This window comes from Streptomyces sp. HUAS TT11, from assembly GCF_051553595.1.
In the GTDB taxonomy this organism is placed as follows: domain Bacteria; phylum Actinomycetota; class Actinomycetes; order Streptomycetales; family Streptomycetaceae; genus Streptomyces.
Genome location: NZ_CP196184.1, coordinates 3937466 through 3962757, shown reverse-complemented (window position 1 = coordinate 3962757; position 25292 = coordinate 3937466). Strand labels below are relative to the sequence as shown.

Annotated in this window: 26 protein-coding genes; 18 read left to right on the top strand and 8 right to left on the bottom strand. The window is 68.2% G+C overall.

Annotated elements, in window-relative coordinates:
• Window position 1 precedes the first annotated feature (1 nt).
• The 14 genes from rplR to truA all read left to right on the top strand — a co-directional run bounded on the left by rplR (window position 2) and on the right by truA (window position 9214).
• On the top strand, window positions 2-385 hold the full coding sequence (rplR, locus tag ACSHXN_RS17625; RefSeq protein ID WP_030174556.1) for a 50S ribosomal protein L18: 384 nt from the start codon (window positions 2-4) through the stop codon (window positions 383-385).
• A gap of 40 nt (window positions 386-425) precedes the next feature.
• Window positions 426-1031 (top strand): 30S ribosomal protein S5, encoded by a 606-nt coding sequence (gene rpsE, locus ACSHXN_RS17620; protein ID WP_009190144.1) that lies wholly within the window; start codon window positions 426-428, stop codon window positions 1029-1031.
• 2 nt (window positions 1032-1033) lie between these two features.
• The gene (gene rpmD / locus ACSHXN_RS17615) at window positions 1034-1216 is read left to right on the top strand and encodes a 50S ribosomal protein L30 (RefSeq protein ID WP_059127183.1); all 183 of its coding nucleotides are present in this window, start codon (window positions 1034-1036) and stop codon (window positions 1214-1216) included.
• Between the two features lie 2 nt (window positions 1217-1218).
• Window positions 1219-1674 (top strand): 50S ribosomal protein L15, encoded by a 456-nt coding sequence (gene rplO, locus ACSHXN_RS17610; protein WP_059127184.1) that lies wholly within the window; start codon window positions 1219-1221, stop codon window positions 1672-1674.
• A 241-nt stretch (window positions 1675-1915) separates the two neighbouring features.
• Complete coding sequence (gene secY, locus ACSHXN_RS17605; protein WP_059127185.1) at window positions 1916-3229, top strand: preprotein translocase subunit SecY; 1314 nt, start codon at window positions 1916-1918, stop codon at window positions 3227-3229.
• Window positions 3229-3891, top strand: coding sequence for an adenylate kinase (locus ACSHXN_RS17600; RefSeq protein WP_059127186.1), 663 nt, complete (start codon window positions 3229-3231; stop codon window positions 3889-3891). The genes secY and ACSHXN_RS17600 overlap by 1 nt, the downstream gene beginning before the upstream one ends.
• Before the next feature lie 133 nt (window positions 3892-4024).
• Entirely contained in the window at window positions 4025-4861 is an 837-nt protein-coding gene (gene map / locus ACSHXN_RS17595; RefSeq protein ID WP_331265694.1) for a type I methionyl aminopeptidase, read from the top strand.
• Window positions 4862-5034: 173 nt separating this feature from the next.
• Entirely contained in the window at window positions 5035-5256 is a 222-nt protein-coding gene (infA, locus tag ACSHXN_RS17590; RefSeq protein ID WP_003948620.1) for a translation initiation factor IF-1, read from the top strand.
• Window positions 5257-5315: 59 nt separating this feature from the next.
• The gene (gene rpmJ, locus ACSHXN_RS17585; RefSeq protein ID WP_003974245.1) at window positions 5316-5429 is read left to right on the top strand and encodes a 50S ribosomal protein L36; all 114 of its coding nucleotides are present in this window, start codon (window positions 5316-5318) and stop codon (window positions 5427-5429) included.
• Window positions 5430-5616: 187 nt separating this feature from the next.
• Entirely contained in the window at window positions 5617-5997 is a 381-nt protein-coding gene (gene rpsM, locus ACSHXN_RS17580; protein ID WP_355140803.1) for a 30S ribosomal protein S13, read from the top strand.
• 65 nt (window positions 5998-6062) lie between these two features.
• Window positions 6063-6467, top strand: a complete 405-nt coding sequence (gene rpsK, locus ACSHXN_RS17575) for a 30S ribosomal protein S11 (protein ID WP_003956432.1) — start codon at window positions 6063-6065, stop codon at window positions 6465-6467.
• A gap of 150 nt (window positions 6468-6617) precedes the next feature.
• On the top strand, window positions 6618-7640 hold the full coding sequence (locus ACSHXN_RS17570) for a DNA-directed RNA polymerase subunit alpha (RefSeq protein ID WP_356111228.1): 1023 nt from the start codon (window positions 6618-6620) through the stop codon (window positions 7638-7640).
• 144 nt (window positions 7641-7784) lie between these two features.
• A complete protein-coding gene (rplQ, locus tag ACSHXN_RS17565) occupies window positions 7785-8300 on the top strand; it encodes a 50S ribosomal protein L17 (protein ID WP_059127189.1) in 516 nt (171 codons plus the stop codon).
• A gap of 71 nt (window positions 8301-8371) precedes the next feature.
• Complete coding sequence (truA, locus tag ACSHXN_RS17560; RefSeq protein ID WP_355137224.1) at window positions 8372-9214, top strand: tRNA pseudouridine(38-40) synthase TruA; 843 nt, start codon at window positions 8372-8374, stop codon at window positions 9212-9214.
• A gap of 56 nt (window positions 9215-9270) precedes the next feature.
• Here truA and ACSHXN_RS17555 read toward each other — a convergent pair whose 3' ends face one another.
• From ACSHXN_RS17555 to ACSHXN_RS17530, 6 genes are all read right to left on the bottom strand, one after another.
• Window positions 9271-11358: an acyltransferase family protein gene (locus tag ACSHXN_RS17555; protein ID WP_438303330.1), complete on the bottom strand. Its 2088-nt coding sequence runs from the start codon at window positions 11356-11358 to the stop codon at window positions 9271-9273.
• Window positions 11359-11393: 35 nt separating this feature from the next.
• A complete protein-coding gene (locus ACSHXN_RS17550) occupies window positions 11394-12494 on the bottom strand; it encodes an NDP-sugar synthase (protein WP_355137228.1) in 1101 nt (366 codons plus the stop codon).
• A 16-nt stretch (window positions 12495-12510) separates the two neighbouring features.
• Entirely contained in the window at window positions 12511-13737 is a 1227-nt protein-coding gene (locus tag ACSHXN_RS17545) for a glycoside hydrolase family 113 (RefSeq protein ID WP_356293750.1), read from the bottom strand.
• A 19-nt stretch (window positions 13738-13756) separates the two neighbouring features.
• Window positions 13757-15208, bottom strand: a complete 1452-nt coding sequence (locus tag ACSHXN_RS17540) for a glycosyltransferase family 2 protein (RefSeq protein WP_356293752.1) — start codon at window positions 15206-15208, stop codon at window positions 13757-13759.
• Between the two features lie 263 nt (window positions 15209-15471).
• A complete protein-coding gene (locus ACSHXN_RS17535; protein WP_438303329.1) occupies window positions 15472-16824 on the bottom strand; it encodes a glycoside hydrolase family 26 protein in 1353 nt (450 codons plus the stop codon).
• Window positions 16825-16905: 81 nt separating this feature from the next.
• Window positions 16906-17781: a hypothetical protein gene (locus tag ACSHXN_RS17530; protein ID WP_356293756.1), complete on the bottom strand. Its 876-nt coding sequence runs from the start codon at window positions 17779-17781 to the stop codon at window positions 16906-16908.
• A 436-nt stretch (window positions 17782-18217) separates the two neighbouring features.
• On the opposite strand from ACSHXN_RS17530, the gene rplM reads away from it, so the two are divergent.
• From rplM to glmM, 3 genes are all read left to right on the top strand, one after another.
• On the top strand, window positions 18218-18661 hold the full coding sequence (rplM, locus tag ACSHXN_RS17525) for a 50S ribosomal protein L13 (protein WP_059127195.1): 444 nt from the start codon (window positions 18218-18220) through the stop codon (window positions 18659-18661).
• A 42-nt stretch (window positions 18662-18703) separates the two neighbouring features.
• Window positions 18704-19216: a 30S ribosomal protein S9 gene (rpsI, locus tag ACSHXN_RS17520; protein WP_355137238.1), complete on the top strand. Its 513-nt coding sequence runs from the start codon at window positions 18704-18706 to the stop codon at window positions 19214-19216.
• A gap of 264 nt (window positions 19217-19480) precedes the next feature.
• Window positions 19481-20839 carry a phosphoglucosamine mutase gene (glmM, locus tag ACSHXN_RS17515; protein WP_355137240.1) on the top strand — a complete coding sequence of 453 codons (1359 nt, stop codon included), beginning with the start codon at window positions 19481-19483 and terminating at the stop codon, window positions 20837-20839.
• A 106-nt stretch (window positions 20840-20945) separates the two neighbouring features.
• Here glmM and coaA read toward each other — a convergent pair whose 3' ends face one another.
• Window positions 20946-21914 carry a type I pantothenate kinase gene (gene coaA / locus ACSHXN_RS17510; protein WP_438303328.1) on the bottom strand — a complete coding sequence of 323 codons (969 nt, stop codon included), beginning with the start codon at window positions 21912-21914 and terminating at the stop codon, window positions 20946-20948.
• Window positions 21915-22165: 251 nt separating this feature from the next.
• Window positions 22166-23011 (bottom strand): hypothetical protein, encoded by an 846-nt coding sequence (locus tag ACSHXN_RS17505; RefSeq protein WP_356293760.1) that lies wholly within the window; start codon window positions 23009-23011, stop codon window positions 22166-22168.
• A gap of 190 nt (window positions 23012-23201) precedes the next feature.
• Here ACSHXN_RS17505 and glmS point away from each other — a divergent pair, with 190 nt between their 5' ends.
• Window positions 23202-25049: a glutamine--fructose-6-phosphate transaminase (isomerizing) gene (gene glmS / locus ACSHXN_RS17500; protein ID WP_356293762.1), complete on the top strand. Its 1848-nt coding sequence runs from the start codon at window positions 23202-23204 to the stop codon at window positions 25047-25049.
• Window positions 25050-25292 lie beyond the last annotated feature (243 nt).

Here is a 25292-nt window from a genome sequence, read left to right as displayed (position 1 = left end):
CATGGCATACGGGCAGAAGATCCTCAAGGGCGACGCCTACAAGCGCGCCGCGATCAAGCGCCGTCACATCCGGATCCGCAAGCGGATCGCCGGTACGGCGGAGCGTCCCCGTCTGGTCGTGACCCGCTCCAACCGCCACATCGTGGCGCAGGTGATCGACGACCTCAAGGGCCACACCCTGGCATCGGCGTCCACGTTGGACACCTCGATCCGCGGTGGCGAGGGCGACAAGTCCGCGCAGGCCAAGCAGGTCGGCGCCCTGGTCGCCGAGCGTGCCAAGGCCGCCGGTGTCGAGGCTGTCGTGTTCGACCGTGGTGGCAACCAGTACGCCGGGCGCATCGCTGCCCTGGCGGACGCCGCCCGCGAAGCCGGGCTCAAGTTCTGAGCCGGTTCCGTAGCTAGCGGAAAAGAGAGAGGTAAATCCAATGGCTGGACCCCAGCGCCGCGGTGGCGGTGCCGGTGGCGGCGAGCGGCGGGACCGGAAGGGCCGTGACGGCGGCGCAGCTGCCGCCGAGAAGACCGCGTACGTTGAGCGCGTCGTCGCGATCAACCGCGTCGCCAAGGTTGTGAAGGGTGGTCGTCGCTTCAGCTTCACCGCGCTGGTCGTGGTGGGCGACGGTGACGGCACCGTGGGTGTCGGATACGGCAAGGCCAAGGAGGTGCCGGCCGCCATCGCCAAGGGCGTTGAGGAGGCCAAGAAGCACTTCTTCAAGGTCCCGCGCATCCAGGGCACCATCCCGCACCCGATCCAGGGTGAGAAGGCTGCCGGCGTCGTGCTGCTCAAGCCCGCGTCGCCCGGTACCGGTGTTATCGCCGGTGGCCCGGTGCGTGCCGTGCTCGAGTGCGCCGGTATCCACGACGTGCTGTCGAAGTCGCTCGGCTCCGACAACGCGATCAACATCGTGCACGCGACCGTGGAGGCCCTGAAGGGCCTGCAGCGCCCCGAGGAGATCGCGGCCCGCCGTGGTCTGCCGCTCGAGGACGTCGCCCCCGCGGCCCTGCTGCGTGCGCGTGCCGGGGCGGGTGCGTAATCATGGCGCAGCTCAAGATCACGCAGGTCAAGTCCTACATCGGCAGCAAGCAGAACCACCGCGACACCCTGCGTTCCCTGGGCCTCAAGCGCCTGGGTGACGTGGTCGTCAAGGAGGACCGTCCCGAGTTCCGCGGCATGGTGCACACCGTCCGCCACCTCGTGTCGGTCGAGGAGGTCGACTGATCATGGCGGAGCAGAACCCGCTCAAGATCCACAACCTCCGTCCCGCCCCGGGCGCCAAGACCGCAAAGACCCGTGTCGGTCGTGGTGAGGCGTCGAAGGGTAAGACGGCCGGTCGTGGTACGAAGGGCACGAAGGCCCGTTACCAGGTTCCGGAGCGCTTCGAGGGTGGCCAGATGCCGCTCCACATGCGCCTTCCGAAGCTGAAGGGCTTCAAGAACCCGTTCAAGACCGAGTACCAGGTCGTGAACCTCGACAAGCTGGCCGCGCTGTACCCCGAGGGTGGCGAGGTCACCGTCGAGGGTCTGGTGGCCAAGGGCGCTGTTCGCAAGAACGCGCTCGTCAAGGTCCTCGGCCAGGGCGAAATCTCCGTGGCGCTGCAGGTGACGGTCGACGCCGTCTCCGGCTCCGCCAAGGAGAAGATCACCGCCGCCGGCGGTACCGTCACCGAGCTCGTCTGAGAATTTCGGGCGTCTTGATGACCTGAACGATCCCGACCGGGGATATCCCACATGGGGTATCCCCGGTTGGTCGTTCCAAGGGAGCACTCTCGCCGGTAAGGTGGCCTGCACTGCCAACTTTCACAGGGTGCCGCGGTTCGGGCACTCAGGGCGGCAGTCAGCCGTTACCCAAGTCGTTGTTCAGTCGGATTCTCAAGACCGTCACCCTTGACGCAGACGCGCGGGGGTCGCAGGAGGCACCGTGCTCACCGCGTTCGCCCGGGCGTTCAGGACGCCCGACCTGCGCAAGAAGCTGCTCTTCACGCTCGGCATCATCGTGGTGTACCGGGTCGGTACCCACATTCCGATCCCTGGCGTCGACTACAAGAGCGTCCAGACGTGTATCGACGTCGCCAAGGGCAACCAGGGCCTGTTCGGTCTGGTCAACATGTTCAGCGGTGGCGCGCTGCTGCAGATCACGATCTTCGCACTGGGCATCATGCCGTACATCACGGCGAGCATCATTCTCCAGCTGCTGACCGTGGTCATTCCCCGCCTGGAAGCCCTCAAGAAGGAGGGCCAGGCGGGCACGACGAAGATCACGCAGTACACCCGTTACCTGACGGTGGCCCTCGCGATCCTCCAGGGCACCGGCCTGGTGGCGACCGCCCGCAGCGGCGCGCTGTTCTCGGGCTGCCCCGTGGCGACCTCGATCGTCCCGGATCAGTCGATCTTCACGACCATCACGATGGTCGTCGTCATGACCGCCGGTACCGCCGTCGTCATGTGGCTCGGTGAGCTGATCACCGACCGCGGCATCGGCAACGGCATGTCCATTCTGATGTTCATCTCGATCGCCGCGACCTTCCCGTCCGCGCTGTGGGCGATCAAGAAGCAGGGCACCCTGGCCGGCGGCTGGATCGAGTTCGGCACCGTCATCCTCGTCGGCCTCGTCATGGTCGGCCTGGTGGTCTTCGTCGAGCAGGCGCAGCGGCGCATCCCGGTCCAGTACGCGAAGCGCATGATCGGCCGGCGTTCCTACGGCGGGACCTCGACCTACATCCCGCTGAAGGTGAACCAGGCGGGTGTGATCCCCGTCATCTTCGCGTCGTCGCTGCTGTACATCCCGGCCCTGATCGCGCAGTTCTCCGGGGGCAATTCCGGGTGGAAGGCCTGGATCCAGCAGAACCTGACCAAGGGCGACCACCCGATTTACATCACGATGTACTTCTTGCTGATTGTTTTCTTCGCGTTCTTCTACGTGGCCATCTCGTTCAACCCCGAGGAAGTCGCGGACAACATGAAGAAGTATGGTGGCTTCATCCCGGGCATCCGGGCCGGTCGGCCCACTGCTGAGTACCTCTCGTACGTGCTCAACCGGATCACCTGGCCGGGATCGCTGTACCTGGGTCTGATTGCTCTCGTACCGACAGTGGCGTTGGTCGGCTTCGGGGCGAGCCAGAACTTCCCCTTCGGTGGAACCAGCATCCTGATCATCGTGGGTGTCGGTCTCGAGACGGTGAAGCAGATCGAGAGCCAGCTCCAGCAGCGCAATTACGAAGGGTTCCTCCGCTGATGCGAATCGTCCTCGTCGGGCCGCCAGGTGCCGGCAAGGGAACGCAGGCCGCGTTCCTGGCCAAGAACCTGTCGATCCCGCACATCTCCACGGGCGACCTGTTCCGCGCCAACATCAGCCGGCAGACGGACCTGGGCAAACTCGCGAAGTCCTACATGGACCGCGGTGAGCTGGTTCCCGACGAGGTCACCATCGCGATGGCCAAGGACCGCATGGAGCAGCCCGACGCGAAGAACGGCTTCCTGCTGGACGGCTTCCCGCGCAATGTGAAGCAGGCCGAGGCGCTGGACGAGATGCTCAGGACCGAGGGCATGAAGCTGGACGCGGTCCTCGACCTCGAGGTGCCCGAGGAGGAGGTCGTCAAGCGCATCGCGGGACGCCGCGTCTGCCGCAACGACTCGGCGCACGTGTTCCACGTGTCGTACAAGCCGGCCAAGCAGGAAGGCGTCTGCGACGTCTGCGGCGGCGAGCTCTACCAGCGCGACGACGACTCCGAGGAGACCGTCCGCAAGCGGCTGGAGGTCTACCACACGCAGACCGAGCCGATCATCGACTACTACAAGTCGCAGGGCCTGGTCGTCACGATCTCCGCGCTCGGCAAGGTGGAGGACGTCACCCAGCGCGCGATGGAGGCGCTCCAGCAGAAGGACGGCGCCAAGTAGTCGCTCCCGGCACACACGGCCGCGGTTCCCTCCGGGAGCCGCGGCCGAGCTGTGAGCGGTGATGGGCGGTCCGGCGCGCCCGTATCGTTGAAGAAGTCCGTATTCTCTCCGGTCCAGAAAGGCCGCAGTCGTCATGGTGCAGATCAAGACCCCCGAGCAGATCGCCAGGATGCGTGAGGCGGGGCTGGTCGTCGCCGCCGTGCACGCGGCCACGCGCGAGGCGGCCGTGCCGGGCGCCACGACGAAGGACCTGGACGAGGTCGCCCGCAAGGTGCTCGCGGAGCACGGGGCCAAGCCGAACTTCCTCGGGTACGGCGGTTTCCCCGCCACCATCTGCACTTCGGTGAACGAGGTCGTCGTCCACGGCATCCCGTCCGAGGAGGTCGTGCTCAAGGACGGGGACATCATCTCCATCGACGCCGGCGCCATCGTGGACGGCTGGCACGGCGACGCCGCCTACACGGCGTTCGTCGGGTCCGGCCACGCTCCGGAGCTGATCGAGCTCTCCCGGGTGACCGAGGAGTCCATGTGGGCCGGGATCGCGGCCATGAAGCAGGGCAACCGCCTCGTGGACGTCTCCCGGGCCATCGAGACCTACATCCGCCGGCAGCCGAAGCCCGGCGGCGGCAAGTACGGGATCATCGAGGACTACGGCGGGCACGGCATCGGTACCGAGATGCACATGGACCCGCATCTGCTGAACTACGTGGACCGTCGCCGGGGCAAGGGCCCCAAGCTGGTCCCCGGGTTCTGCCTGGCCATCGAGCCGATGGTGTCCCTGGGCACCCCGAAGACGGACGTCCTCGAGGACGACTGGACCGTCATCACCACCGACGGCACGTGGTCCTCGCACTGGGAGCACTCCGTCGCCCTGACCGAGCAGGGCCCGCTGGTGCTGACGTCCCCCGACGGCGGCAGGGCCAAGCTCGCCGAGTACGGCGTGACGGCCGCTCCGGACCCGCTCGCCTGAGAGCCGGTGCCGAGCAGGCCCGTTCCCGCATGATGATCTCGGACATGGGGCAGACTTCCGCGATTCGTCTTTCCGAGGGGCCTGACGTAGACTGACTCGTCGGCTCTCGTGCATCCGCATGTCCGCATGCGGGACGCGGAGCCGATCAAGGTAGTCGATTCGAAGGGCGAAGCGTGGCCAAGAAGCAAGGTGCCATCGAGATCGAGGGCACTGTCGTCGAGTCTCTTCCGAACGCCATGTTCAAGGTCGAGCTCCAGAACGGCCACCAGGTCCTGGCACACATCAGCGGCAAGATGCGTATGCACTACATCCGCATTCTCCCTGACGACCGGGTCGTGGTGGAGCTTTCTCCGTACGACCTGACGCGTGGCCGGATCGTCTACCGCTACAAGTAGATCTTGCCGGTACCCCGTCTCCACGGGGTGGTGGCACTGACCCGGAGAACCTCACATCCATGAAGGTCAAGCCGAGCGTCAAGAAGATCTGCGACAAGTGCAGGGTGATCCGCCGTCACGGTCGGGTCATGGTCATCTGCGACAACCCGCGCCACAAGCAGCGCCAGGGCTGACGCAGGACCGCATCCTCTGCATCCGCAGAACTTCGCGCGACGCAAGCTGAATATGTTCATACGCAGGACCCGGAACCGCACGGTTCCGACACCCCCGGTTCGGAGGCCGGGGACCCAGTTCGTACCTCGTACGGCGGCTGGGAGCCGGTTCTGCGGAAGACCTCCGAAGATCAACTGGAGCCATTGAATGGCACGCGTTTCCGGTGTTGACATCCCGCGCGAAAAGCGCGTGGAGGTCGCCCTGACCTACGTGTTCGGCATCGGCCGGACCCTCTCGAAGGAGACGCTGGCTGCGACCGGCGTCGACCCGAACACCCGCGTTCGTGACCTGAGCGAAGAGCAGCTGGTCGCGATCCGCGAGTACGTCGACGGCAACATCAGGACCGAGGGTGACCTCCGTCGTGAGATCCAGGCCGACATCCGCCGCAAGGTCGAGATCGGCTGCTACCAGGGTCTGCGGCACCGCCGGGGTCTGCCCGTCCGCGGTCAGCGCACCAGCACCAACGCCCGCACCCGCAAGGGCCCGCGTCGCGCCATCGCCGGCAAGAAGAAGCCGGGCAAGAAGTAGTCCGCAGCGGACACCTGTCCACGGTCTTCGCTGTAGGACCGACCACCTCCCGTAGGAGTTAGTAGATGCCCCCCAAGGGACGTCAGGGCGCTGCCAAGAAGGTGCGCCGCAAGGAAAAGAAGAACGTCGCTCACGGCCACGCGCACATCAAGAGCACGTTCAACAACACCATCGTTTCGATCACCGACCCGTCGGGCAACGTGATCTCCTGGGCCTCCGCCGGCCACGTCGGCTTCAAGGGTTCCCGGAAGTCCACGCCGTTCGCCGCGCAGATGGCCGCCGAGTCGGCCGCCCGTCGCGCGCAGGAGCACGGCATGCGCAAGGTCGACGTGTTCGTCAAGGGCCCGGGTTCCGGCCGTGAGACCGCGATCCGCTCCCTGCAGGCCACGGGCCTCGAGGTCGGCTCCATCCAGGACGTCACCCCGACCCCGCACAACGGCTGCCGCCCGCCGAAGCGCCGCCGCGTCTGACGCACGGCCGCTTCGCAGGACAGCGGTTTCGGGCGGTACGGCCTTTTCGGGTCGTGCCGCCCGTACCCTTGCAGTACCCGCACTTTCCCGGGTGCGGCCCCGTCGGGCGTCATATAGCGGGCGTCCACGACTGAAGGATCTGATCCACACATGCTGATCGCTCAGCGTCCCTCGTTGACCGAAGAGGTCGTCGACGAGTTCCGCTCCCGGTTCGTGATCGAGCCGCTGGAGCCGGGCTTCGGCTACACCCTCGGCAACTCCCTGCGCCGTACCCTGCTGTCGTCGATCCCCGGTGCCGCTGTCACCAGCGTCCGCATCGACGGCGTCCTGCACGAGTTCACCACCGTGCCCGGCGTCAAGCAGGACGTCACCGACCTGATCCTCAACATCAAGCAGCTGGTCGTCTCCTCGGAGCACGACGAGCCGGTCGTGATGTACCTGCGCAAGCAGGGCCCGGGTCTGGTCACCGCCGCCGACATCGCGCCCCCGGCCGGTGTCGAGGTGCACAACCCCGACCTCGTCCTCGCCACGCTCAACGGCAAGGGCAAGCTGGAGATGGAGCTGACCGTGGAGCGCGGTCGCGGCTATGTCTCCGCCGTGCAGAACAAGCAGGTGGGCCAGGAGATCGGCCGTATCCCGGTCGACTCCATCTACTCGCCGGTTCTCAAGGTCACCTACAAGGTCGAGGCGACCCGTGTCGAGCAGCGCACCGACTTCGACAAGCTGATCGTCGACGTCGAGACCAAGCAGGCCATGCGCCCGCGCGACGCCATGGCGTCGGCCGGCAAGACCCTGGTCGAGCTGTTCGGCCTGGCGCGTGAGCTGAACATCGACGCCGAGGGCATCGACATGGGTCCGTCCCCGACGGACGCCGCGCTCGCCGCCGACCTGGCGCTTCCGATCGAGGAGCTGGAGCTCACGGTCCGCTCCTACAACTGCCTCAAGCGCGAGGGCATCCACTCCGTGGGTGAGCTCGTGGCGCGTTCCGAGGCGGACCTGCTGGACATCCGCAACTTCGGTGCGAAGTCCATCGACGAGGTCAAGGCGAAGCTGGCCGGCATGGGCCTGGCCCTGAAGGACAGCCCGCCCGGATTCGACCCGACCGCCGCCGCCGACGCCTTCGGCGCCGACGACGACGCGGACGCGGGTTTTGTGGAGACCGAGCAGTACTGACCGGTCTTCGGCTGCGGACCGGCTTCGGCGGGTCGAGCAGCTCCCCGCGCCCCTCGGGGCGCGGGGTCTTCGACAGGCGCCCGCCTGCTCGGATACTGACCCCGGTACCTGATACGGCCGGGGCAGACACACAGGAGAAGAACCATGCCGAAGCCCACCAAGGGTGCCCGTCTGGGCGGCAGTGCCGCGCACGAGAAGCTGCTTCTCGCGAACCTCGCGAAGTCGCTCTTCGAGCACGGCCGTATCACCACCACCGAGGCGAAGGCCCGCCGCCTGCGGCCGTACGCCGAGCGTCTGGTCACCAAGGCGAAGAAGGGCGACCTTCACAACCGCCGTCAGGTGCTCCAGGTCATCACGGACAAGAGCGTCGTCCACACGCTCTTCACCGAGATCGGCCCGCGGTACGAGAACCGTCCGGGCGGCTACACGCGCATCACCAAGATCGGTAACCGTCGTGGCGACAACGCGCCCATGGCTGTCATCGAGCTGGTCGAGGCGCTGACGGTGGCCCAGCAGGCGACCGGTGAGGCCGAGGCGGCGACGAAGCGCGCCGTCAAGGAGGCCGAGACCAAGGCCGAGGAGACCAAGGCCGAAGAGGTCGTCGAGGACGCCAAGCCGGCCGAGGCCGTCGAGGCTGCCGAGGAGTCCAAGGACGCCTGAGGTTGACCTCGCAGAAAGCGGGTCCGTCCGTCCGGGCGGGCCCGCTTTCGCGTTCCTGAGAGGATCTCTACGTGAGTGACGAAGTGCAGCCCGGGTTCGTACGGGTGCGACTGGACCTGTCGTACGACGGCACCGACTTCCACGGCTGGGCCAAGCAGGCCGGCGGCAGGCGGACCGTGCAGGGGGAGATCGAGGACGCCCTGCGTACCGTCACCCGGTCCCGGGAGACCTACGAGCTGACCGTGGCCGGGCGCACCGATGCCGGGGTGCACGCGCGCGGACAGGTCGCCCACGTCGATCTGCCCCGAGAGATCTGGGCCGAGCAGAGCGGCAAGCTGCTGAAGCGGCTTGCCGGGCGTCTGCCCAGGGACGTACGGGTCTGGGCGCTCAGAGAGGCGCCCAGCGGCTTCAACGCCCGTTTCGCCGCGATCTGGCGTCGCTATGTCTATCGCGTCACCGACAACCCCGGAGGCACGGATCCGCTGCTGCGCAACCACGTCCTGTGGCACGACTGGCCCCTGGACGTCGCCGCGATGGACGCAGCCGCCAAGACCCTGGTCGGGGAGCACGATTTCGAGGCGTACGCGAAGAAGCGCGAGGGGGCGACGACGATCCGCGAGATCCTCGACTTCGAGGTGCGCCGGGGTGCGGACGGCATCGTGGAGATCGAGGTCCGCGCCGACGCGTTCTGCCACAACCAGGTGCGCTCCATGGTCGGTGCGTTGCTGTTCGTGGGCGACGGGCACCGGGGTGTGGAGTGGCCGCGGAAGGTACTGGACGCCGGCGTCCGCGACAGCGCCGTCCATGTCGTCCGGCCGCTCGGGCTGACCTTGGAGGAGGTCGCCTACCCGGCGGACGACCAACTCGCCGAGCGGCAGCGGATGGCGCGGCGGGTGCGGGGCGCGGTGCACTGAAAAGGGGCTCCGCGGCGGTCGCCGCGGAGCCCCCGGGTCGGATCGGGCCGACGGGATCAGCCGGCCAGGGCCTTCTGGAGGGTCGGCTTGAGGAAGGGCGCCAGCGACTTCGCGTAGGCCCCCGTCATGTGGCTGTTGTCGAAGTAGACGATCTGATCGGCGATCACCGTCGGGCAGACGTTGTCGGCGCAGAACGCGGGCAGTGAGTCGAGGACCTGCGCACCGTGGCGTTCGGCGACCTTCTGCTCAATGGCACGGAAGTCAGGGAATTCGACTGCCTTGTCCTCGGCGGGGTTGCAGGCGGTGACGTCGTGGATGTGGGTGGCAAGGCAGTCCGGTACGTTCCGGCCGGGCTGCGGGGTGTCCGTGATGTAGACGAGCTTGGCGCCGGAAGCCTCGAGGGCCTTGAAGGCCTTCTCGGCGCCCGCCTCGGTCACCTCCTGCCGGATGCGGCTGGTGACGACGATGACGTCGGGCTTGAGGTCGTCGATGCTCTTGAACGCCGATTGCCGCCAGCTGTCGCACTCGGAGTACTCGCGGTTCAGCTCGGGGTTCTTGATGGCGTACACCTCGGGGGAGCAGCCGCCCTTCGCCATGGTCACCACCTTGACGTGCAGGGACTTCCCGAGGCTCTCGAAGGCGTCGCCCCACTGCCAGGCGTGGGAGTCCCCGATGACCACGATCGAGCGCTTGCCCTGTCTGTCCCCGACGACGCAGTTCTCGCGCATGACGAACTTCTTGACGTCGGTGTTGTCGATGCAGCCGTAGTGGGTCATGTCCTTCGGAGCCCCTGGGAGGATGCCCTGCGCGGTGGCGGAGAGCTCCTTCTGCAGCACGGCCTGCTTCACCGACTTCTCGTCGGCGTATCCGACGGAACCACTTTTCGCGGCGCCGGCGGCGGTGTCGAGGTTGAGCGGTACCACCCGAATGGCGAGGGTCATGGCGACGGCCGCGGTGGCGGTCAGGGTCAGTCCTGTCAGGATGCCGCGCCACGGGATCTGCACCAGCCGGACATTGGCCCTCATGCGCCGTTCGATCACATAGTGCCCGGCGACGGCCAGCACGAAGGAGCCCGCGGCGACGCGGAAACGGTCCGAGTAGGTGATCTCGTGGCCGACGATGTCCGACCAGAGGATCAGCAGCGGCCAGTGCCAGAGGTACCAGCCGTAGCTCGCGTTGCCGACGAAGTTGAAGACGGGGTTGTCGAGGAGCCGCTCGGCGCCGAGGCGGGGATTGGCGCAGCCGCCCGCCATGATCAGGGCGGCGCCGAGCACGGGACCACCGACGGCGTACCCGGGCAGCGGGGTCTGCTCGGTGATGAGTGACGCCGTGACCAGGATGGTGGCGAGCCCGACCCAGCTGAGGACCGCCGCCAGGCCCTGATGCATGCGGGACAGGATCCGTGCATTGAGGGCGACGAAGACGCCGACGGCCAGCTCCCACACGCGGGTCGGGGTGCCGAAGTAGGCGAGCGGCTGGTTCGTCTGGGTCGTCGTGATCGACAGATAGAGCGAGCCGCCGATCACGGCGACCAGGAACAGCCCGACCAGGAAGCGGTTGCGGAAGATGGCCCGGCTCAGCCAGGCGACGACGACCAGCACGATCGGCGCGAGGACGTAGAACTGCTCCTCGATGCTCAGCGACCAGAAGTGCTGGTACGGCGACTGGGTGCCGTCGGAGGCGAAGTAGTCCGTGCCGTTCTCGGCCTGGCGCCAGTTGATGAAGCTCAGCGAGGCGGCGAAGCCGTCCTGCATGTAGCTGCGGAACCTGAGCGGGCTGGCGTAGATCCAGGCCACCACGCCCGTCACGACGATGGTGAGGGCGGCCCCCGGCGCCAGCCGACGGAACCGGCGGGCCCAGAACTTGCCGAGCGACACCTTGCCGGTCTTGTCGATCTCCGCGAGGAGCTGGCTGCCGATGAGGAAGCCACTGAGCGTGAAGCTGACGTCGACGCCGCCGTGGATGCCGAGGATGCCCGTGTGCACGAAGACGACCATCGCGATCGCTACGGCGCGCAGGCCTTGAAGGTCGGGCCGGTACTTGCGCAGCCGGTCTTCCTTCGGGGCTTTTCGACGGTGCTGCTCCGACCCGTACTCGGGCGGCCGCGTCGGGTCGCCTATCGCGGTGGCTTGATGGGTGGTCACGTCTCTCCTGTGGCTGTCCGGTCGGGCCGGAACTCTCAGTGGACCGTCAGGCAGGCGGTGGCGGTGCCGCTCACCCGCATCCCCAGGGAGGGGATGCGGATGCCGCACGCCAGCCGCAGCTGGGCGGGCAGCTCGTTCTCCGCGCCGATGTGTGCGTGGCAGCCGACCACGACCTCGCGCAGGAGGCTGTCGGCGCCGATGGACGAGTCGTGGTCCACCACGGACTCGTGGATGCGGGCGCCTTCGGACACGGTCACGCGCGCGCCGACGATGGAGCGGTCGACGACCACCCGCGGACCGATGACGGCGTGCGGGCCGATCGTCGAGCCGCCGGTGACGCGGGCGGTTGCATCGACGACGGCCGTGGGATGGATCAGCGCCTCGGTCGGCTGCTTCACAAGGGGGGAGGTCACGTTGCCGATGACCAGGTCGGCCGAGCCGTGGACGAAGGCCAGCGGCGTACCGAGGTCGCGCCAGTAGTCCTCCGTGGTGTGGCCGAACACGCGCCGCCCCTGGGCGACGAGCTGCGGGAAGGTCTCCTGCTCGACCGATACCTCGCGGTCGGCGGGGATGGTGTCCAGGACGGACCGGCGGAAGACGTAGCAGCCGGCGTTGATCTGGTCGGTGACGCATTCCTCGGCCGTCTTCGGCTTCTCGAGGAAGGACAGCACCCGGCCGTCCTCGTCGGTGGGGACGAGGCCGAAGGCGCGCGGGTCGGCGACCCGGGTGAGGTACAGGGTGACGTCCGCGTCCCTGTCCTCGTGCCGCGCCAGGACGGCGCGCAGGTCCACGCCGGACAGGATGTCGCCGTTGAGGATGAGGACCGGTGCGTCGGCAGGACCGCCGCGCAGCAGGCGCGCGGCGTTGCGGATGGCTCCGCCGGTGCCGAGCGGTACTTCCTCGACGGCGTAGGAGATCTGCAGATCCCGGGAGAAGTCCTTGAACTCCTCCTCGAAGAGGCTGGCCAGGTACGAGGTGGCGAACACCACATGCTCGACCCCTGCGTCCATCAGCTTGGCGATCTGGTGCCGGATGAAGGACGAGCCCGCGACGCTGAGCAGCGGTTTCGGGGTGTGGTTGGTCAGCGGGCGCAGGCGAGTTCCCTTGCCGCCCACCAGGATGATGGCTTCTTGCATGATTGCCTCCGCTCGGTCAGCTGGTGGTGGCGGTACCGGGTCCCGCGTAGTCAGAGGTGAAGCAGGACTTGATGGCCTTCTCCGAGAGGGAGCGTCCGGCGAAGTCGAGCCGGGAGGCGACCTTGTCGTCGGGCTTGGTGTTCGGGTCGTCGTCGAAGTAGATCGACCACCAGTAGACGCCGGACATCTTGCGTTCCTGGACGACCTTGCAGACCGCGGTGTACCAGTTGGCCTGCACCTTCGTGTTGACGGCCCGCTTGACGTAGAAGTCGCCTGGGGCGTGGTAGGCGCCGTTCATGGCGCCGATGCCGGCTTCGGCGATGGTGATCTTGGGCAGCGGGCCGGGGGCCTTCTTGTCCAGCCACTTGTTCCAGCCGTCGACCAGGGTGTCCACCGAGGCATCGTCGTCGACCTTGACCGGGAAGTAGGCGTCGATGCCCAGGTGGGTGACCGGCATGGTCACCGGGCCCTGGACATAGGCGTCCCAGTTCGCGTCGTAGGCGACCTCGCCGCTGAACACCTTCTCGGCATCGTTCACGACCGTGTCCCAGTGGGGGTTGCCCTCCAGGGAGTTGAGTTCGGTTCCGATGACGAAGGTGGCTGCTTTCTCGCTCTCGGCGGCCTTCAGATACGGAGTGATGAACTTCTCGTAAGAAGCGAACCAGGCGTCGAGGTCGGTGGGCTTGATGTTGCCGCGCCAGCCGTCCTCGGCCGTCAGGGAGTGCTCGTCCATGATGGGCCGGATGGTGGTGCGCAGCCCGGCCTCGTGGAAGATCCGCAGCACGCTGGCGAGATGCTCGGGCGTCGGTGTCTTGTCACCACGGCTGATCTTCGTCGAGGAGCGGTCCCCGGTGAAAAACGGGAAGGACACGCTGACCGAGTTGGCGTGCAGGCCGACCAGGTAGTTCGCGTGCAGCCGGGCCTGCTTCTCGATGTACTCGACGGAGTGCTCGGGGTTGTCCTCCCAGTAGAGCTGGGCGCCCCACTGGGGCATGCCCTGCTTCCATTCCTTGTCCACCTTGGCGACCTCGGCGGTCCGCGAAGGCGTTGTGGACTTCTTGCCGTCCCCGCCCTTGGAGCCGGCGGGCTGGGCGTGTTCCTTGCCGTCCAGCACCAAGTGGGGCACGGCGGAGCCGGCGGTCCACTGCAGCGGGTGGTCGCCGATCACGAAGGGGACCGCGACCACGAAGGAGATGACGGTGACGGGGAGCACGGCGAGCATGGGCAGGCGTGCGCGCTTCATGGGGTGAGGTCTCTTCCGGTCAGGCGGGCTTGGCGATGACGACGAACTTGTTCTCCTCGCGGCGGATGAACTTCCACAGGCCCTTGATGCCGCCCAGCCCCTCGATGAGGGAGAAGTAGGGCAGCAGAACGAGGACGGCCATGGGTTCCCACCACTTGCGCTTGCCGTTCATCGAGGCGATCGCGTTGAGCCGTAGTCCTTCCCAGTACGCCCAGATCACATAGGCGAAGCTGATCGACCACAGGATGACGACGGACTGGGTCACGGGCGAGGTGTTCATGTCACCGATGAACCAGGCCACGAACACGATCGTGCCGACGTGCTGCAGCGGGCCGAGGATCCAGCTGGTCACGCAGATGGTCAGGAACCAGCGGTAGCGCAGCGGCACCTTGCGGTTGAAGCAGAGGGCGACCAGGCCCCAGGCCCAGCGCTCGCGCTGCTTGATGAAGTCCTTGGTGTTGACCGGCGAGGCGCCGTAGCAGCGGCCGTTGAACCAGTCGCTGCGGCCCGGGTAGAGGCGGCAGAAGGTGAGGGCCAGCCGGGCGTCCTCGACGATCTCCTTGGGGCCGAAGTCCCAGCCGATCTCGGCTTCGATGGAGGCGCGGATGACGAGTAGTTCGCCGTGCACACCGGCGGCCGGGGTGCCGAGACCCGTGAAGGCACGGAACCGCGCGATGTCGTCGGCGGGGCGGATGGCGTCCGCGAACCAGGTGAGCATGCTCACCGCGTTCTCGCGCGGATAGGTCAGGATGCCCTGCGCCATGTGCTTGACCTCTTCCGGGGTCGCACGGCGCTGACGGTTGATGAACTGGGAGAGGGACGCCGCGGTGTCCGGGCCGACGCCCGTGTCGTCGTCCATGTGCAGGACCCACACGTAGTCGAGGGCCTCACCCTCGTCGATGCGCAACTCGTGGGCGTAGTTGTTGGCCCGGGCCTTGAAGCGGGTGCCGTTCGCGGTCTCGTAGGCCTTCGGGACCGTGACCACGCGGATCAGCGGGCTGGTCGCCGCCAGGGCGTCGATCCGCTCGGCGGCCTCGCACCCCTCTTCGGTGAGGACGTCCACGCGCATGTACGGGAACCACTCGGGGAGGTGCTCCACATACGAGAGAACGGAGCGCTCCAGGGCCGGGTAGGTGTCGTGGCGCCCGATGGTCGGCACCAGCACGATCAGGAAGTCCTGGTCGACCGGGGCCGGCGGGACCATCAGATGAGCCTTGCGCAGCCGGCGGCGGATGAGCAGGAAGCCCTGGATTGACACGAGTACACCGGGCACCGGGAGGGCCCAGCAAATGGTGATCAGCCATGCCAGCGGCGAGTGGCTGGGCGTGTAGGACCACAAGCTGAACAGGGTCAGGAGGACCAGCGGAATCAGGAACGGAAGGATTCCTGGCCTCCAGATAGAGGTGCGCTTAGCCAGTTTCGCATTGTGCCGCGAATGCGGCACGCCCCCGTCGACCAGTGTCGATGCCATGACGACTGCGGAACTCCCGTGAGATCGGTGGGCGTCTCGAGGAAGCGGGCAGGCGAGCATGACGCACTGTGCGCGTCGCGTGCCTGTGTCCTGGGTTACACGTCCTCGAACGCCTCTTCGGCGTCTCGGCCGCTGCCCCTCAGATGCCCCCCCTCGGGCGTCCAGATCACCGGCCGAACAGGTGAATGATGCTTACACATTTTAGGCGTGTAAGAGAAGCGGATGTGAATGTTGTAGTCAAAAGTTAACCGACTCGTAGACGTTCACTGTCGATTCGTGACCGTGTGTGCCCAGTTGCCGCCGCTGATCACTTTGGGAGACCAGTAGGTCCGCTGCACATCGTCCCCGGTGTTCTTCTTCCGGGGCGACGAGGCGTTGTCGTACGACAGCGCCTGGCCCCACACCGTCCACATCACCCACGGCGTCCTGGTCAGGGTGTCCGGCCGGGCTGCGTTGAGCGGCACGTGGAAGGACTCGGCGACGATCCGCGGCTTGCCGTACTGCTCCAGCCCGCGGTACCAGACCTCCGTCCAGTTCCCCGCCCCGAACGGCTCGGCGGGGCTGTCGCTGTAGTCGTCGACACCCACCACGTCGACGTAACGGTCGCCGGGGTAGTAGGGCCGGGGCTCGCGCCCGTGGGAGTCGTCCCAGGAGCTCGGCGCCCATACGAAGATCAGGTTGTGGAGCCCGCGCCGCCCCACGAGGTGGTCGTACGTCACGCGCCACAACTGCCGGAAGTGGTCCGGGTCCTGGCCCGCCCACCAGAAGCCGTGCCCTGGCTTCGTGTTCATCTCGTGGTACGGGCGCAGCAGCACCGGGACGCCGTGGTCGGCGAGATAGCCCAGGTGGTCGGCGAGGAAGTCGAGGTCGTGCAGCAGGTCCCGGTGCTCCGAGGTGCCCGGGGTGATCACCCGGGCGAACCAGCCGGGGTCGCGGGCGGCGGGCGAGTTGCTGTGCCGCGTCTGTGGGAATCCCTTGACCGGGCTTCCGGGGTACGGCTGGTGGAAGGAGAAACCGACGATGCCCGCCGGACGGCCCCCGTTGTGCGGCAGCGAGACCTCCGTGCCGGACGCGCAGTCCCAGTGGCTGCCGGAGGGATGGTACGAGCCGTCGTCCGGCCGCGGCAGGCCCGCCCAGACGCCCAGGGCGAGATCCACGGCGTCGTCGACGTACCCCCACATCGGGCGGCAGCTCGGCCAGGAGCGCGAGTAGGAGCGGGACTCGCCCACCCCCCAGCCCGGCTGTCCGTAACCGGGACCCAGGTCCAGTTCCACGAATCCGGGCAGCCGTCCGGTGATGTCCCGGGCCTTGCGGTAGTAGTAGCCCGGCTGCTTGGTGCCGTGATAATCGCCGTACTGGGGGTTGTACCGCTCGTTCTGCAGCTCCACGTGCTGGCCGATCACCGTGCGGCTCGGACGGCCGAGCCGTGCGTTGTTCTCCAGGCCGGCCAGCAACGCGTACACCCGGCGCGCGGCCGGGGTGGCCCTGGGGTCCCGCTCCCGCAGATCGGTCGCGACCGTCACCGGCCCCTTGTCCGGCCAGGCCCACACCGCCAGTGGCGCCGTCACCGCCGCACCGATCGCTCCCAGCAGACCGATGCGCCCTCGCATCCGCATGGCGTCAGGCCGATCCCGTGATCGACCGCATGGCGGCCCGGTGCTCCCCGGGACGCCTGTGATCTGCGGACGCGCGGCGTATCACTGGTCGGCGGCCGCGGCCGCCTGCACCTCGCCGCGGCGGCGGATCTGCCGGAAGGCGAACCCGGCCATGTCGTCGCCTGCCGTGAAGACCTTGGCGTCCTTGGCCGTCACGTCCTTGCCGTCGGTGAAGCCGGCGAGCGTGAAGTAGGCGTAGCGACCGTAGGAATTGGTGGTGGAACGGCAGACCGTCTTACGGCAGAACGTGGGCACGCCCTTGCCGAACAGGGAGGTGATGAAGCTCTTCTTGTCCGCCTGCTGCTTGGTCTTCGCCGCCTGGTCGGTGGTGTCGAAGAGCGCCACGCCGACCGTCACCGCGACGCCGCCCTTGGTGTAGGTGGCACGGATGACACGGGTGCAGCCGTTCCTGGTGAGCACCGCGGGCAGCGTGTTCTGCGCGGCCGAGGCGCATTTCGTGGTGTCGGCCGTCGGCCCCTTCTTGTAGACGTTCGTGCCCACGGTCAGCTGGGTGCCGGGGAACAGCGTGTCCGCGCTGATCGGTGCCTTGTCCTTCTGCACGCTGGATATGAAGTCCATCGGGTCCAGCGGGGGCGGGGCCGAGGTCGGGGCGAACGTCGGAACGGTCGCGGCACTCTCGCTGGGGAGGTCCGCGGTGCCCGGCAGGGAGCCGGACGGCTTGCTCGATGCCTCGGGGCTGCCGTTCGCGGACATGACGGCCACCGCGACGGCGGCGCCGACGGCGACCGTGGCCAGGGCGCCGCCGAGGATCAGCAGCAGCCGACGGCGCTTGTTGCGCGCCTCGGAGGCTTCGGCGAGCGCGGCCCAGTCGGGGGTGTCGCCGCGGCTACCCCGTTCGGACTGCTGGGAAGTCGGTTTCCAGGGATCCCACGGGGGCTCCCCCTGCCCATAACTCATGCGGCGCATCTTAGACGGGCCGCGGAGGGTGCTGTTCCCTTCCCCGGGCCCCCTGGACGGCGGGACCGGGAGGCAGAATGGACAGCCTCCCGCTTTGTGTGGCAGCTCCGGCAAAACCAGCCTGTCCGACCTTTGAGGGCGAGGTCGCCCGGGCCGGGGCACGGTCGCGAGGGCGGTCCGTCCTGCCGGGCGGCGAAACTGCCAGGACAGGCGCGGGCCCCTTCGTTTTGACCCATGTGGGCGCCCCCGTTATCCTGGCTGTTCGTTATGTGTATTGGCTTGCTCATTCTCACGTGAGGGGCCCTTACACCGGTCCACCGGGCCGATGACCAGCGACCTGCACGCGGCTTGCGTCACCGCAGTGCGGTCTGGGCTGTCGTGATCGTCTTCGGTGACCTTGTCAGGATCCTCACTGAAGAAGCGAAGGCTACGAACCGTGCGTACGTACAGCCCCAAGCCCGGCGATGTGACGCGCCAGTGGCACGTCATCGACGCTCAGGACGTCGTCCTGGGCCGTCTGGCCACCACCGCCGCCACGCTGCTGCGCGGCAAGCACAAGCCGATCTATGCGCCCCACGTGGACACCGGCGATTTCGTCATCATCATCAACGCGGACAAGGTGCACCTGTCCGGTAACAAGCGGACCCAGAAGATGGCGTACCGCCACTCCGGCTACCCGGGTGGTCTGCGCTCCGTCCGCTACGACGACCTGCTGGCGAACAACCCCGAGAAGGCCGTCGAGAAGGCCGTCAAGGGCATGCTCCCCAAGAACTCCCTGGGCCGTCAGATGCTCTCGAAGCTGAAGGTCTACAAGGGTGACCAGCACCCGCACGCTGCCCAGCAGCCGGTGCCTTTTGAGATCACCCAGGTCGCGCAGTAAGTCCGGCCACCCCCTAAGACTGAAGAGAATCTGAGGAGAATCGTGGCCGAGACCACTGCCGAGCAGCCGCTCGAAGAGCTTGACATCGACAGCTACACCACCGAGACCGATGTCCCGGTGGAGGGTGAGTACACCTCCGAGTCCCTCGCGTCCCGCTTCGGCGAGCCCCAGCCGGCCGCCGGCCTGGGCCGTCGCAAGAACGCCATCGCCCGCGTCCGGATCGTTCCGGGCTCCGGAAAGTGGAAGATCAACGGTCGCACCCTCGAGGACTACTTCCCGAACAAGGTGCACCAGCAGGAAGTCAACGAGCCCTTCAAGGTGCTCGAGCTGGACGGCCGCTACGACGTCATCGCCCGCATCGCGGGTGGCGGCGTCTCCGGTCAGGCCGGTGCGCTCCGTCTCGGTGTCGCCCGTGCGCTGAACGAGGCGGACGTCGACAACAACCGCGGCCCGCTGAAGAAGGCCGGCTTCCTGCGCCGCGACGACCGCGCGGTCGAGCGGAAGAAGGCCGGTCTGAAGAAGGCCCGCAAGGCCCCGCAGTACAGCAAGCGCTGATCGCTGCAGGCGTCTACGCCTGCAGCGCGCACGCATCGCCCCGGCAGCACGCTCTGTGCCGCCGGGGCGGTTCGTTTACGGGGAGTGGTGCTTATCCCCGGCTTATGGAGTTCGGCTTGTGGAGCTTATGGAGCAATCCCGACGGTCTCGGTACGGGCGCGGGTGATAAGCCTGAAGACAGGTCCGGGGAGTGTACGTAGCCCGTCCCTGTCTGGACACTCGGCATGAGCCGCACAATCGCAGCAACGTTCGGAGGACGACACAGTGGGACGACTCTTCGGTACGGACGGCGTACGCGGTGTCGCCAACGCGGATTTGACGGCCGAGATGGCGCTCGGTCTGTCCGTGGCAGCGGCACACGTACTGGCCGAGGCGGGTACGTTCGAGGGCCACAAGCCGAAGGCGGTGGTCGGACGGGATCCGCGTGCGTCCGGGGAGTTCCTGGAAGCCGCCGTGGTCGCCGGGCTCGCCAGCGCGGGCGTGGACGTGCTGCGTGTCGGAGTGCTGCCCACCCCGGCCGTCGCGTATCTGACCGGTGCGCTCGGCGCCGACCTGGGCGTGATGCTCTCCGCGAGCCACAACGCCATGCCCGACAACGGGATCAAGTTCTTCGCCCGCGGTGGCCACAAGCTGGCCGACGACCTCGAGGACAAGATCGAGACCGTCTACGAGGAGCACCGCACCGGCGCTCCCTGGGACCGGCCCACGGGCGCCGGGGTCGGACGTGTGACGTCCTACGGCGAGGGCCTCGACCAGTACGTGGGCCACCTTCTCGACGTCCTGCCGAACCGCATCGAAGGGCTCAAGATCATCCTTGACGAGGCCCACGGCGCCGCCGCCCGGGTCTCCCCTGAGGCGTTCACCCGGGCGGGCGCCGAGATCGTCACGATCGGCGCGGAGCCCGACGGCCTCAACATCAACGCCGGGTGCGGCTCGACCCACCTGGACAAGCTCAAGGCCGCCGTCGTCGAGCACGGCGCCGATCTCGGTATCGCGCACGACGGCGACGCCGACCGCTGCCTCGCCGTTGACCACACGGGCGAGGAGGTGGACGGCGACCAGATCCTGGCCGTACTCGCGCTGGCGATGCGGGAGCGTTCCGCACTGCGCTCCGGCACCGTCGTCGCGACGGTCATGTCGAATCTGGGCTTCAAGCTGGCCATGGAGCGCGAGGGCATCCATCTGGTGCAGACCGCGGTCGGTGACCGGTACGTGCTGGAGGAGATGAAGGAGAAGGGCTACGCGCTCGGCGGCGAGCAGTCCGGGCACGTCATCATCCTCGACCACGCCACCACCGGTGACGGCACGCTGACCGGCCTGCTGCTGGCCGCGCGGGTGGCGCAGACCGGCCGCACGCTCAAGGACCTCGCCTCGGTGATGGAGCGGCTGCCGCAGGTCCTCGTGAACGTCCCCGACGTCGACAGGTCCCGTGTCGGCACGTCCGCCGACGTCGCCACCGCCGTCACCGAGGCCGAGCGGGAGCTGGGGGCGACCGGGCGGGTGCTGCTGCGTCCGTCGGGCACCGAGCCGCTGGTACGGGTCATGGTGGAGGCCGCCGACATCGACCAGGCGCGGTCCGTGGCCGGCCGCCTCGCGGACGCGGTGAAGTCGGCGCTCGGCTGACACCCCTCCGACCAGGAGATACGTTCATGCCACCGGCCCGGAAGTGATTCCGGGCCGGTGGCATGAAGCGGCGGGCGAGCGCGGTCCCGAAGGACCGGCGGGTGTGTCACAGCTTGCGCAGGCTCAGCCGCTGCACCTTGTGGTCCGGGCCCTTGCGCACCACCAGGGTGGCGCGGCCGCGGGTCGGCGCGATGTTCTCCACGAGGTTCGGCTTGTTGATCGTCCGCCACATCGTGCGGGCGTAGTCGAGGGCCTCCTCCTCGGCCACCTGCGTGTACTTGCGGAAGTACGACGAGGGGTCCTGGAAGGCGGTCTGGCGGAGCTTGCGGAAGCGGTTGAGGTACCAGCGTTCGATGTCCTCGGTGCGGGCGTCGACGTACACGCTGAAGTCGAAGTAGTCGGCGAGGCCCACCCGGGTACGGCCGTCCTTGCCCGGCAGGGCCGGCTGGAGCACGTTGAGGCCCTCGACGATGAGGATGTCCGGACGGCGGACGGTGAGCGTGCGACCGGGCACGATGTCGTAGATCAGGTGCGAGTAGACGGGGGCCGTCACCTCGTCCTTGCCGGCCTTGATGTCGGCGACGAATCGGGTCAGCGCACGGCGGTCGTACGACTCGGGGAAGCCCTTGCGCGCCATCAGCCCGCGGGCCTTGAGTTCCTCGGTGGGCAGCAGGAAGCCGTCGGTGGTCACCCGCTCCACCCGCGGGTGCTCGGGCCAGCGGGACAGCAGGGCCTGCAGCAGACGGGCGACGGTCGACTTGCCGACCGCCACGGAGCCGGCGACACCTATCACGAACGGCGTGCCGGACTGGGAGCCCTGCTCGCCGAGGAAGGTGTTCAGGGCCCCGCGCAGGCCGTCGGTGGCGCCGACGTAGAGGTTGAGCAGCCGCGACAGCGGGAGGTAGACGTCCCGCACCTCGTCGAGGTCGATCACGTCGCCGAGACCGCGCAGCTTCTCGACCTCCTCGGCGGTCAGCGGCAGCGGCGTCTTGTCGCGCAGCGCGCTCCACTCGGCACGGGTGAGGTCGACGTAGGGAGTCGCCTCCGGCTTGGGCCGGTGGGCGCTCCGGGGCATCGAAGAGACCGGAGAGATCACAGTCCATTGTTAACGGAGTTCGAACCGGACGGTGGGTGGGGTGCGTCACGTCCGCCTGGCGCGGACATGCCGAGGGGGTCGCCGATTTCGCCCGCCCTCACGTCCGTTGGCCGATCCATCCGGTCCTCGGTGCCTTCGCGGACCGGGTGACCCGGATGGCCCCGTCGCGCACCGGGGCCGGATGGCGGGCCCGTCGACGGTGTCGCGACGGGCCGTGCCGGCCGAGGTGCTCACAGGCGCTTGCCCTCGGGCGGGCCACCGGCGGTGTCCATCGCGTCGTGGCGCGCCCGGATGCGCGCGATGACGCGTTCCTGTCCGAGCCTCCTGGCCCGGCGGAGTGTGGCCTCGGCGGCGAACAGGGGGATCCAGAGCAACCAGCCCCACAGGCTGAAGTCCTGCACCCCGCTCCACACCAGGGCCTTGTTCAGGCCGAACGACATGACGAACGTCAGTACGTACGCTTCGACCCGGTGGGCGAGGAGGAAACGCAGCGGCGCGTTCCGGGCTCCCTGCAGCAACTCGACCGCCGCGGCCACTTCTGCGGCCCGCAGGTCCTCCCCGCCGTCCCCGTCGGACTCGCCCCGGGCGGCCCGCCGCAATGCATCGGTGACGAGCACGCTCTGCTCCGCGAGCGCGGCCTGTTCCGCCTGCCCCCGAACCGCGGCCGCGTTCAGGTCGTCCCAGTATCCGCGTCCGGCCCAGCCGGTCGCATCGTCGACGCGTTCGCGTGCGGCCGACCCGGGCGGGGCCAGCTCCTCGACCCTCTTCCGCAGGGCCACCGCACGACGCGCCCGCTCGGGGAACTCGAAGGAGTCCGAGCGAAGGCACAGTTCCAGGTAGGACACCAGGAGTCCGAGGTCGTCCGGTGCCAGTGCAAGGCCCTTGCGGTACGCGGCTTCCGCCTCGCGGTCGTGGTCGTCGTCGTCCTCCGCGGCGTGCGCTTGGCCGAGCCAGCGAAGGAGAACCGGATCCGGCCCGCACTCCTCGAGCCCTTCCTCCGCCGCCGATCTCACCGCCGCATGGCCACCCACCGCGAAAAGCTCCGAGCACCGCTGCACATATTGCTGCCGTTCCACGTCCCCACCCCGGTCGTCCGAGTGAGCACTTTCCGACGCGCCCGCTGCCGCTGTCAATCACTGGTTGATCACGAGTACCGGGTGAACCATGTGTGCTTCGGTGCGCGGGCGTTCGTACGCCAGTGGGAATTTCCGATTTCGGGCACGCTTCGAGAGGTCGGGACGTCCTCCGGACCGTAGGCTGCGGCACATGTGCGGAATTGTGGGATACGTGGGGCCGCAGTCGGCGCTCGATGTGGTCGTGGCGGGATTGAAGCGGCTGGAGTACCGGGGATACGACTCGGCGGGCGTCGCCGTGCTCGCGGACGGGGGCCTGGCCGCCGCCAAGAAGGCCGGCAAGCTGGTCAACCTGGAGAAGGAGCTGGTGGATCGGCCGCTGCCGGCCGGCACCACGGGCCTCGGGCACACCCGTTGGGCCACCCATGGCGCCCCGACCGACGCCAACGCGCATCCGCATCTCGACAACGCGGGCCGCGTCGCCGTCGTCCACAACGGGATCATCGAGAACTTCGCGCTCCTGCGGGCCGAGCTGGCGGAGCGGGGCCACGCGCTCGCCTCCGACACGGACACCGAGGTCGTCGCCCATCTGCTCGCCGAGGAGTTCTCGGTGACGGCGGACCTGGCGGAGGCGATGCGGCTGGTGTGCCGACGGCTGGACGGCGCGTTCACTCTGGTGGCGGTGCACGCCGACGAGCCGGACGTGGTCGTCGGCGCCCGGCGGAACTCCCCGCTGGTGGTGGGCGTCGGTGAGGGCGAGGCGTTCCTCGCCTCGGACGTGGCGGCGTTCATCGCCCACACCCGGTCGGCGATCGAGCTGGGCCAGGACCAGGTGGTCGAACTGCGCCGGAACGGCGTCACGGTCACCGGCTTCGACGGCCACCCCGCCGACGTCCGCTCCTATCACGTGGATTGGGACGCCTCGGCCGCCGAGAAGGGCGGCTACGACTACTTCATGCTCAAGGAGATCGCCGAGCAGCCCAAGGCGGTCGCCGACACCCTGCTCGGCCGTATCGACGCCGCCGGCTCGCTGCGCCTGGACGAACTGCGGATCTCGGCCGCCGAGCTGCGCGAGGTCGACAAGATCGTGGTCGTGGCGTGCGGCACGGCCTTCCACGCCGGGATGATCGCCAAGTACGCCATCGAGCACTGGACACGCATTCCGTGCGAGGTCGAGCTGGCCAGCGAGTTCCGCTACCGGGACCCCATCCTCGACCCGCGCACGCTGGTCATCGCCATCTCCCAGTCCGGCGAGACCATGGACACGCTGATGGCCCTGCGGCACGCCCGTGAGCAGGGCTCCAAGGTGCTGGCCATCTGCAACACCAACGGGTCGACGATTCCCCGGGAGTCGGACGCCGTGCTGTACACGCATGCCGGCCCGGAGGTCGCGGTCGCCTCGACCAAGGCGTTCCTGACCCAGCTCGTCGCCTGCTATCTGGTGGCCCTCTACCTGGGGCAGGTGCGCGGCACCAAGTGGGGCGACGAGATCCATGTCGTCATCCGCGACCTGTCGCAGATCTCCCGCGAGGTCGAGCGGGTGCTCGAGACCATGGAGCCGGTACGCAAGCTCGCGCGCTCGCTCGCCGACAAGAACACCGTGCTCTTCCTGGGCCGGCACGTCGGCTATCCGGTGGCCCTGGAAGGCGCCCTCAAGCTCAAGGAGTTGGCGTACATGCACGCCGAGGGCTTCGCGGCGGGCGAGTTGAAGCACGGGCCGATCGCGCTGATCGAGGAGGACCTGCCGGTCGTCGTGGTCGCGCCGTCGCCCCGCGGGCGCTCGGTTCTGCACGACAAGATCGTCTCCAATATCCAGGAGATCCGCGCGAGGGGTGCGCGCACCATCGTGATCGCGGAGGAGGGCGACGAGACGGTGGCCCCGTACGCGGACCATCTGATCCGCATCCCCGCGACGCCGACCCTGCTGCAGCCGTTGGTCGCGACGGTGCCCCTCCAGGTCTTCGCCTGCGAACTGGCGACGGCCCGGGGCAACGAGGTGGACCAGCCGCGGAACCTGGCGAAGTCGGTGACGGTGGAATGAGCCCTCGGGGCCTGTGAACCCGACTCGGACGCCCCGGCCGGGGCGTCCGAGTTGTGCACGGGGTGGGGGGCGGACTGCCCAGCGGTACCGGCCGACGGCCTGTTCGCCGGGGCGGGAGGTTCCGGGCCCTGCTGAGCCGGCACCCCCGGCGTTCCGAACAGCCGTGCGCCGACCGGTTGCCGCAGGCCGACGGCCGGTCGTGACGGACGCGTCGTCGGAGACCGGGGAGCGGAGGCGGGCCGC

What these genes read in the sequence shown, in the direction of transcription:
- rplR (WP_030174556.1), top strand. Translation starts at nt 2, where the DNA reads ATGGCATACGGGCAGAAGATCCTCAAGGGCGACGCCTACAAGCGCGCC.
- rpsE (WP_009190144.1), top strand. Translation starts at nt 426, where the DNA reads ATGGCTGGACCCCAGCGCCGCGGTGGCGGTGCCGGTGGCGGCGAGCGG.
- rpmD (WP_059127183.1), top strand. Translation starts at nt 1,034, where the DNA reads ATGGCGCAGCTCAAGATCACGCAGGTCAAGTCCTACATCGGCAGCAAG.
- rplO (WP_059127184.1), top strand. Translation starts at nt 1,219, where the DNA reads ATGGCGGAGCAGAACCCGCTCAAGATCCACAACCTCCGTCCCGCCCCG.
- ACSHXN_RS17600 (WP_059127186.1), top strand. Translation starts at nt 3,229, where the DNA reads ATGCGAATCGTCCTCGTCGGGCCGCCAGGTGCCGGCAAGGGAACGCAG.
- map (WP_331265694.1), top strand. Translation starts at nt 4,025, where the DNA reads ATGGTGCAGATCAAGACCCCCGAGCAGATCGCCAGGATGCGTGAGGCG.
- rpmJ (WP_003974245.1), top strand. Translation starts at nt 5,316, where the DNA reads ATGAAGGTCAAGCCGAGCGTCAAGAAGATCTGCGACAAGTGCAGGGTG.
- rpsM (WP_355140803.1), top strand. Translation starts at nt 5,617, where the DNA reads ATGGCACGCGTTTCCGGTGTTGACATCCCGCGCGAAAAGCGCGTGGAG.
- rpsK (WP_003956432.1), top strand. Translation starts at nt 6,063, where the DNA reads ATGCCCCCCAAGGGACGTCAGGGCGCTGCCAAGAAGGTGCGCCGCAAG.
- ACSHXN_RS17570 (WP_356111228.1), top strand. Translation starts at nt 6,618, where the DNA reads ATGCTGATCGCTCAGCGTCCCTCGTTGACCGAAGAGGTCGTCGACGAG.
- rplQ (WP_059127189.1), top strand. Translation starts at nt 7,785, where the DNA reads ATGCCGAAGCCCACCAAGGGTGCCCGTCTGGGCGGCAGTGCCGCGCAC.
- ACSHXN_RS17550 (WP_355137228.1), bottom strand. Translation starts at nt 12,494, where the DNA reads ATGCAAGAAGCCATCATCCTGGTGGGCGGCAAGGGAACTCGCCTGCGC.
- ACSHXN_RS17545 (WP_356293750.1), bottom strand. Translation starts at nt 13,737, where the DNA reads ATGAAGCGCGCACGCCTGCCCATGCTCGCCGTGCTCCCCGTCACCGTC.
- ACSHXN_RS17540 (WP_356293752.1), bottom strand. Translation starts at nt 15,208, where the DNA reads ATGGCATCGACACTGGTCGACGGGGGCGTGCCGCATTCGCGGCACAAT.
- ACSHXN_RS17535 (WP_438303329.1), bottom strand. Translation starts at nt 16,824, where the DNA reads ATGCGGATGCGAGGGCGCATCGGTCTGCTGGGAGCGATCGGTGCGGCG.
- ACSHXN_RS17530 (WP_356293756.1), bottom strand. Translation starts at nt 17,781, where the DNA reads ATGAGTTATGGGCAGGGGGAGCCCCCGTGGGATCCCTGGAAACCGACT.
- coaA (WP_438303328.1), bottom strand. Translation starts at nt 21,914, where the DNA reads ATGCCCCGGAGCGCCCACCGGCCCAAGCCGGAGGCGACTCCCTACGTC.
- glmS (WP_356293762.1), top strand. Translation starts at nt 23,202, where the DNA reads ATGTGCGGAATTGTGGGATACGTGGGGCCGCAGTCGGCGCTCGATGTG.